This window comes from Streptomyces sp. ActVer (assembly GCF_027270795.1).
GTDB lineage: Bacteria > Actinomycetota > Actinomycetes > Streptomycetales > Streptomycetaceae > Streptomyces > Streptomyces umbrinus_A.
Map to the genome: position 1 here is coordinate 1 of NZ_JAPWHT010000534.1, position 6,549 is coordinate 6,549.

Below are 6,549 nucleotides of genomic sequence, written 5' to 3' on the forward strand. Positions count from 1 at the left end.
GTCCCGCGGGCCCGCGGTGGGCACCCCGAGCAGCGCGAAACCGGCGGTGCCTGGGGCCCGCCGTTCCCGGCGCCCGCGCGCGGCCCACCCCTCAACTCGCCCCACGCACCGCCGGTTTCGCGCTGCTCGGGATGCCCACCGCGGACCCGCGGTACGCCGTGAGCGGGAGTGCCGTCGGGGTAGCGCGGCGTGCCACGGACCGGAGCCCCGTCGGGCAGCCGGGGAAACCCGTGCGCCGGAGTCCCGTCAGGCAGCCGCGGAAAGCCGTGAGCAGGGGTACCGTCCTGCGGGCGCGGAACCCCACGAGGGGGCGTTCCGTCCTGCATCCGCCCGCCCTGCGGCCGCCCGTCCTGCAACCGCGGAAAGCCGTGCGCCGGAGTCCCGTCGGGAAGGCGCGGAAACCCGTACGCAGGTGTGCCGTCGGGAAGCCGCCCGGTGGGCGTTCCCCCACTGGCCGCTCCGCCCGCCGACGGGCCGCCGGGGAACCGCGAAGGTCCCCCTGTCGGCACGCCACCCGCGAACCCCGGGGCTCGACCCGGTGCTCCACCCGGAGGCATCCCGCCCCGCGGAACTCCCTGCCCCTGTACGCCTTCAGTCCCTCGGGGTGCCCACCCCTCGGGCAGCCGGGGCACGCCCTGGGCCGGCGTCCCGCCCCTCGGCGGCTGAGGAGCCTGCTGTTCAGCAGACCCCCGCCGGCGCCCGGCCCGTTTCCTCTTCTCCGGCTCCGGTTCCGACCGGGCAGCGGGAACCACGTGTATGTCGGCCGTGTCGCCCTTGGGGGCCGGCCCGCGGCGGCTGTGACGTCCCACGTCCCGCCTCAGCTCCTCGCGCTGGTAGGGCCGGTGTCGGCCAACTCGCCGGTGTCCGCGAGGAGTTCGCGGAAGGCCGTGGCCACGGTCTCCGGGTACTCCATCATCGCCACATGTCCCGCGTCAGGCAACGTCAGCAACCGCGAGTCGCGAAAGGCGCGTGCCGCCCGCTGGGCCATACGGTACGAGACGAGCTGGTCGCGACCCCCGTAGACGAGGAGCGTCGGCGCGAGCACCCGCTCGGCCTGGCGCCACAGTCCGTGCTGGCCACCCAGTGTGTACGCGTTCACGATGCCGCGTGCCGAGCGTGCCATGGCGTCCCAGAAGTAGGGGAGGGCGAGCCGCCGCTCCATCTCCTCGACCGCGTTGCGGAATCCCTCGGGCGTGACCATGCCGGGGTCTCCGTAACAGAGCGCCGTGACCCCTCGTACGCGCTGTTCGGCCGACCAGTCCTTGGTGAACCTGGTGAACAGACCCGCCACGCCGGGCAGGGCCAGCAGCGCCGTCGGCACGGCCGAGCGCTGCACCCGGATCTCCGGGAGCGCCGGCGAGACGAGGGTGAGCGTGCGGACGAGATCGGGCCTTACGGCCGCGACGCGCGTGGTGACCGCGCCGCCCAGCGAGTTCCCGAAGAGGTGCACGGGACCGCGCTCGGCCGCGTCGAGAAAGCGGATGACCGCGCGCGCGTGCCCGGTCACCGAGTAGTCGCCGTCGTCCGGCGGCGGCGAGTCGCCGAAGCCCGGCAGATCGACGGCCTCGCTGTCCACGAGGCCGTCCATGAGGGGCATCAGCGCCGACCAGTTCTGCGAGGAACCGCCCAGCCCGTGCACGTACAGCGCGGGCGGCAGTCCCTCCCGCACCGGCGGTCTCGACCGCACCGTCAGCGTGATCCCGGGGAGCCCGACCGTGCGCAGCCGCTCCCCCGCGGCCACCCTGACGGTCCCGACCTTCGGAGCGACGGAAGTGGCCAGTACGGACGGCAGTTCGGTCGAAGACATGCGGCAATGTTACGAGACGATCACGCGCTGGATCGTGTGTTCGCAGTCACAGGGTCCGGTGTCGCACGACGGCCGGAACGACGCCCGCGCGGCGACCCGCGAACAGCCGGACGGCGGCGCGATCGCATAGCGTCCCGATCTCGACTCTCATACGCTTCATAGACGAGGGCACTCGTTACTCGCACAAGAGCGCACTCGCACCCACTCGGGAAGAGGACACATGACCGTCGACCCCACCGACCCCGAGACCATCGAGGAATCCGACGACACCGAGATCGGTGTCGAGGCCCCCGAAGCCGACGCGGCCGAACAGCACGCGGACCTGGCACCCCGCCGCGACGAATCGCTGACCGACGCGGACAAGGACAGCGCCAACGAGGCGGACCTCGCGGAACAGGCGAGAGTCGTCGAACTCGACGAGGACGACTACCGCTGAGCCGAGGTGAGGTGAACCTGGCCGAGGCCGTAGAAGACGCGACCGCCCGGTATGCCCCTTCATCAAGCGTTATGCAGGGTTTTCACCGGCGTCCGGTCCGTGAAATTCTGCGCTCGCACCGCGCACACCACGGTTACCGAAAAGTACGATGGCCGCGCGGCGCTCACCGCAATGTGGACGATTTTGGGAGGCGGCGTGACAGCCATCGAGCAGACAGAGGCGGCACGCCCGCGGGGCACACGCCTGCCGCGCCGTGCCCGACGCAACCAGCTCCTCGGCGCTGCCCAGGAAGTGTTTGTCGCGCAGGGATATCACGCGGCCGCGATGGACGACATCGCCGAACGTGCGGGCGTCAGCAAGCCGGTGCTCTACCAGCACTTTCCCGGCAAGCTCGATCTCTACCTCGCGCTGCTGGACCAGCACTGCGAGTCACTGCTGCAGGCCGTACGGGCCGCCCTGGCGTCCACCACGGACAACAAGCTGCGGGTGCGGGCGACCATGGACGCGTACTTCGCGTACGTGGAGGACGACGGCGGCGCGTTCCGCCTGGTCTTCGAGTCGGACCTGACGAACGAACCCGCCGTGCGCGAGCGCGTCGACAAGGTCACGTTCGAGTGCGCGGAGGCGATCTGCGAGGTCATCGCGGAGGACACCGGCCTGTCCAAGGCCGAGTCGATGCTGCTGGCCTCGGGTCTCGGCGGACTCGCCCAGGTGGTGGCCCGCTCGTGGCTGCACAGCGACCGCAGCGTGCCGCGCGACCAGGCGGTGCAGCTGCTGACCTCGCTGGCATGGCGGGGCATCGCCGGTTTCCCGCTGCACGGCAGCGAGCACCACTGATCACGGGGATCACGGGAATCACCACGGGGATCACCACCGACCGCCACTTTGTTCCCACCGGATGTTCGCTCCTGGCGTTCTCGGGCGGAGCATGTACGTCCCCTCACCGGGCTAATGTGTGCTGCGTACGGCGCGGACGAACGCGCACATCAGTGACCGTCGGAGGGACATAGCCGTGGAGGTCAAGATCGGCGTGCAGCACGCGCCCCGCGAGATCGTTCTGGAGAGCGGTCAGACCCCGGAAGAGGTCGAGCGCGCGGTGTCCGAGGCGCTGGCCGGCAAGTCGCAGCTGCTCAGCCTCGTGGACGACCACGGCCGCAAGGTCCTGGTTCCGGCGGACCGCCTCGCCTACGTGGAGCTCGGCGAGCCGACGACCCGCAAGGTGGGCTTCAGCGCGCTGTAAGGCGATGAGAAGGGGCTCGACGGCAGTTGCCGTCGAGCCCCTTTTCCATGCTCTCGCCCCTGGTGTCCGTGCTTCACGGATGGAGCACAACTCGCTCACAGAGGAGGATTGCATTCCGCAGGTCACGGGTATGACGGGCTACGACCGAAGTGCACACGGCCGTGCGGGAGGGACCCCCTGATGTTCTTGGAAGCGCTCGGCTCCGCGATCCTCGGTCTGGCACTGGCCTGGGCTGCCGCGTATCGCCTGCCGCACCGCCTGCCCGCTCGCCGCCTCGTCCTCGGGACAGGCGTCGCGGGAGGCCTCTTCGGCGCCTTCCTCACCCACACCGCCCTGGGATCCGTCGGCTTCCTGCCCGTGATGCTCGGCGCGGTGGCGGTCTCGGCGGCCTCCGTCTCCCTGCTCCTGCGCCCCGCGGGAAGACTGGGCCGCCACTCGGCCACGGTGTGAGTGACGAGTCCGACGGTTCCGGTTCAACGGACGACCACTAGGTCTTTCAGGGGCGCGGGGCTGTGACATATGCGGCTCCGCCGCGTGGGCGCGACCAGCCCCCACACACCCGCAGAAAACGAACGGCCCAAAGAAAACGAACCGACGCCGAAAAGCTAGGCGGCCAGCCCGAGCGCAGCCATCCGCTTGGTGTGCGCCTCGGTGATCCGCGAGAACATCCGCCCCACCTCGGCCAGATCGAACCCGTCGGCCACCCCACCGACGAGCATCGTCGACAGGGCGTCCCGGTCGGCAACCACCCGCTGGGACTGCGACAACGCCTCACCCATCAACCGCCGCGCCCACAGGGCGAGTCGACCGCCCACACGCGGATCCGCGTCGATGGCGGCCCGCACCTTCTCGACGGCGAACGACGCGTGCCCGGTGTCGTCGAGCACGGCCAGTACGAGCCCTCGCGTATCGGAGTCGAGCCGGGCCGCGACCTCCCGATAGAAGTCACTGGCGATCGAGTCGCCGACGTACGCCTTGACGAGCCCCTCCAGCCAGTCCGAGGGCGCGGTCTGCTTGTGGAAACCGTCGAGCGCGGCGACGAACGGCTCCATCGCCTGCGTCGGCTCCGCCCCGATCTCCGTGAGCCGGTCCCGCAGCTGCTCGAAGTGGTGGAACTCCGCCGACGCCATCTTCGCCAGCTCCGCCTTGTCCGCGAGCGTCGGCGCCAGCTTCGCGTCCTCCGCGAGGCGCTCGAACGCCGCCAGCTCCCCGTACGCGAGCGCTCCGATCAGGTCCACGACCGCGGCGCGGTACTGGGGGTCGACGGAGGCCTTGGCCCAGTCCTGGGCGGCGACTCCGGTGTGAGCGGCAGATGCGTCGGAAGCGTTGTCAGGCGTCGTCATGAAGCGCACAATAGCCCGCCCACCGTACGACGGAAGGCCCTGGTCAATCAGTGTGACGACGACTACGTGACCAAATCGGCCATCGCATATGCGCGATTCCGGGGTATGGTGGTAATGCGCTCGCTGAGTTGATCTACGTAACTCGACGGGCCGCACGAATGAGGATGCCCGGTCGGTGGCCCGATCGGCTCCGACCAGACAGCCCTCCACGTCGGTACGGCACATTGCGTACGACACCCGGAGGGAACCCTCAGCGGTACGAGAGCTCGAGCGTCGGCAGTGGTCCCATGCCACCCGGCCCGCTGGTCAAGAGCGGCCGACGTCCCCGGCACGGTCCCGACACGACCCCCGCGCTCGCCTCGCACCGCGTACACAGAAGAGGCAGCACCCTGACTACTTTCCGAGACCTCGGGATCCTTCCCGAGACTGCCGAGGCCCTTGAGGCGGTCGGCATCACGAGTCCCTTCCCCATCCAGGAGATGACGCTCCCCGTTGCCCTGACCGGCACCGACGTCATCGGCCAGGCCAAGACCGGCACCGGCAAGACGCTGGGTTTCGGCCTTCCGCTCCTGGAGCGCGTAACCGTTCCCGCGGACGTCGAGGCGGGCCGGGCCAAGCCCGAGCAGCTCACCGACGCCCCGCAGGCCCTCGTCGTCGTCCCGACGCGCGAGCTGTGCACGCAGGTCACGAACGACCTGCTGACGGCCGGCAAGGTCCGTAACGTGCGCGTTCTCGCCATCTACGGCGGCCGGGCGTACGAGCCGCAGGTCGAGGCCCTCAAGAAGGGCGTCGACGTGATCGTCGGCACCCCGGGCCGACTGCTGGACCTCGCGGGCCAGCGGAAGCTCGACCTCAAGCACATCAAGTCCCTCGTCCTCGACGAGGCCGACGAGATGCTCGACCTGGGCTTCCTGCCCGACGTCGAGAAGATCATCAACATGCTGCCGGCCCGCCGTCAGACGATGCTGTTCTCGGCGACCATGCCGGGCGCGGTCATCGGCCTCGCGCGCCGCTACATGTCGCAGCCCACGCACATCCGCGCCACGGCACCGGACGACGAGGGCCAGACGGTCCGCAACACCAAGCAGTTCGTCTACCGCGCGCACAACATGGACAAGCCGGAGATGGTCTCGCGGATACTGCAGGCCGACGGCCGCGGTCTCGTGATGGTCTTCTGCCGCACCAAGCGGACGGCGGCGGACCTCGCCGACCAGCTGCAGCAGCGAGGTTTCGCCTCCGGCGCGGTCCACGGCGACCTCGGCCAGGGCGCCCGCGAGCAGGCGCTGCGCGCCTTCCGCAACGGCAAGGTGGACGTGCTCGTCTGCACCGACGTGGCCGCGCGCGGCATCGACGTCGAGGGCGTCACGCACGTCATCAACTACCAGTCCCCCGAGGACGAGAAGACGTACCTGCACCGCATCGGCCGTACGGGCCGCGCGGGTGCCAAGGGCATCGCGATCACCCTCGTCGACTGGGACGACATCCCGCGCTGGCAGCTCATCAACAAGGCGCTGGACCTCGGTCTGAGCGACCCGCCGGAGACGTACTCCACGTCCCCGCGCCTCTACGAGGAGCTGAACATCCCGGCGGGCACCAAGGGCGTCCTGCCGCGTGGCGAGCGCACCCGCGCAGGTCTCTCGGCCGAAGCGGTCGAGGACCTCGGCGAGACCGGCGGACGTGGCCCGCGCGGCCGAGGTGGCCGTTCCGGCGCCCCGGCCTCGGC

At 70.3% G+C, this 6,549-nt stretch carries 7 protein-coding genes; 5 read left to right on the plus strand and 2 right to left on the minus strand.

The window, feature by feature from the left end:
• Positions 1-817 precede the first annotated feature (817 nt).
• The gene (locus O3Q52_RS46560; RefSeq protein ID WP_269654531.1) at positions 818-1,807 is read right to left on the minus strand and encodes an alpha/beta fold hydrolase; all 990 of its coding nucleotides are present in this window, start codon (positions 1,805-1,807) and stop codon (positions 818-820) included.
• Between the two features lie 220 nt (positions 1,808-2,027).
• On the opposite strand from O3Q52_RS46560, the gene O3Q52_RS46565 reads away from it, so the two are divergent.
• The 4 genes from O3Q52_RS46565 to O3Q52_RS46580 all read left to right on the plus strand — a co-directional run bounded on the left by O3Q52_RS46565 (position 2,028) and on the right by O3Q52_RS46580 (position 3,933).
• The gene (locus tag O3Q52_RS46565) at positions 2,028-2,243 is read left to right on the plus strand and encodes a hypothetical protein (RefSeq protein ID WP_269654532.1); all 216 of its coding nucleotides are present in this window, start codon (positions 2,028-2,030) and stop codon (positions 2,241-2,243) included.
• Between the two features lie 195 nt (positions 2,244-2,438).
• Positions 2,439-3,080: a TetR/AcrR family transcriptional regulator gene (locus tag O3Q52_RS46570; RefSeq protein ID WP_143636525.1), complete on the plus strand. Its 642-nt coding sequence runs from the start codon at positions 2,439-2,441 to the stop codon at positions 3,078-3,080.
• A 175-nt stretch (positions 3,081-3,255) separates the two neighbouring features.
• Positions 3,256-3,483, plus strand: coding sequence for a DUF3107 domain-containing protein (locus O3Q52_RS46575; RefSeq protein ID WP_055610545.1), 228 nt, complete (start codon positions 3,256-3,258; stop codon positions 3,481-3,483).
• A gap of 180 nt (positions 3,484-3,663) precedes the next feature.
• Positions 3,664-3,933, plus strand: coding sequence for a hypothetical protein (locus O3Q52_RS46580; RefSeq protein ID WP_269654533.1), 270 nt, complete (start codon positions 3,664-3,666; stop codon positions 3,931-3,933).
• A gap of 155 nt (positions 3,934-4,088) precedes the next feature.
• Here O3Q52_RS46580 and O3Q52_RS46585 read toward each other — a convergent pair whose 3' ends face one another.
• Positions 4,089-4,826: a ferritin-like fold-containing protein gene (locus O3Q52_RS46585; RefSeq protein ID WP_079052748.1), complete on the minus strand. Its 738-nt coding sequence runs from the start codon at positions 4,824-4,826 to the stop codon at positions 4,089-4,091.
• A gap of 287 nt (positions 4,827-5,113) precedes the next feature.
• Between O3Q52_RS46585 and O3Q52_RS46590 the strand changes: the two genes are divergently transcribed.
• A partial coding sequence (locus O3Q52_RS46590) for a DEAD/DEAH box helicase (RefSeq protein ID WP_269654534.1) occupies positions 5,114-6,549 on the plus strand: 1,436 nt, incomplete at its 3' end.